This window comes from Mycobacterium sp. NGS62 (assembly GCF_059812285.1).
Genome location: NZ_JCALCK010000056.1, coordinates 1 through 1411 on the forward strand (window position 1 = coordinate 1; position 1411 = coordinate 1411).

Below are 1411 nucleotides of genomic sequence, written 5' to 3' on the forward strand. Positions count from 1 at the left end.
AGGAACGCGGCTTTGATCTCAGTCTCTTCGCCGTCTCGAGCCACTTTGATGGTCCAGCACCTGTCGGCGTCCGACCAGTCCGCAGACAACACCTGGGTACCAAACCGGATGTGCTTCTCGATGCCGCTCTCGGCTGCAGCTTCCCACAGATAGTTCTTGATCGTGGCCGCATCAACAGTGAACCGGGCCGAGTGCCACGGCTTGAAGCGGAACCCGAACGTGCACATATCGGAGTCCGACCGGATGCCCGGATACTTGAATAGATCCCATGTACCACCCAAATCAGCTCTACGCTCTAAAACCACATAACTCTTGTTGGGACAGCGATCCTGCAGATGCCAGGCGGCACTAATACCGGAAATACCGGCTCCCACAACTACAACGTCAAGAAATTCGGACATAAACTTGTTGCTCCCTACCGGGTGACGGGTCTCGGTGGTGATCGGTCACTTCAGGTAGCCGACGAGGGCTCCCTCGGTACCGAAGAGTTCCTCTTGCCATTGCTGCAGCAACGCGTTGGTGTCGATGTCGTTGGGATGAAATCCCGGTCGCAGGTAGGTCCGAAGGTCGGGGATCAACCCCCGGAATATGGGGCCACGGTAGAGTCGGTAGGTTTCCCGCATCAGCCGCACCGGCTGACGACGCGCTTCTGGGTCCCGCGATACTGAGTAGGCCAGCGTGGCGCTCATGAGGAGAAGCAGAAGGGGGATCATCACCGCCATCACACGCCTGCGCACCCGCTCGGTACCCCCCATCGCACGGAATACATCGAAGGCAACCGACTTGTGCTCAAGCTCCTCCAGCGCGTGCCACTTCAGCAGGTTCCACACCTCCAGCTCACCTGGGATCGTCCGGAATTCCTCATCGCCGAGCAGCCGCTCAGCAAGTATCGCGGTGAAGTGTTCAGCGGCTGCTGTCACCGCCAGGGGTATCCGGGCGGGCAGCAACTCCTCGATGCGCTTAACCCAATCGATAAACTTTTCTGAATCCCACCAGGCGATCGGATAGCCCATGTCAAGGAGCTTCTCGTTCAGCGCCCTGTGCTGCTGTCCGTGGACCGATTCCTGACCGATGAAACCAGCCACCCGCTTCTTCAACACAGGATCGGTGATCTCATCGGCGAACCGGCGCACCGACCGAATGAACAACTCCTCCCCTGGCGGGAAGGACCCCGACAGGTTCGCCCACAGGTGGCTAAACGCTATGTCGTCGTCAAAGAAATACTTGTTTTCCTCGCCAAACGGGAAACGTATCCGCCGGGTCTTCGGATACCGAGACTCCACGCTCGGAGTATCCGCAGCAGCTACTGCGCCGTTTCCCATGCCACCGTCCACCATGACAGGTTGCCTTTCCTCAGACATCGCGTTACAGGTACCGACTGTATCGGAAAAAGACCGATAGTGGTAGCGAC

The 1411-nt window shown here is 58.4% G+C and carries 2 protein-coding genes; both read right to left on the minus strand.

Annotation, left to right across the window (positions count from 1 at the left end):
- A partial coding sequence (locus AC5Y49_RS24630; RefSeq protein WP_499891992.1) for an FAD-dependent oxidoreductase occupies positions 1-401 on the minus strand: 401 nt, incomplete at its 3' end.
- 45 nt (positions 402-446) lie between these two features.
- Entirely contained in the window at positions 447-1322 is an 876-nt protein-coding gene (locus tag AC5Y49_RS24635) for a metal-dependent hydrolase (protein ID WP_499891993.1), read from the minus strand.
- Positions 1323-1411 lie beyond the last annotated feature (89 nt).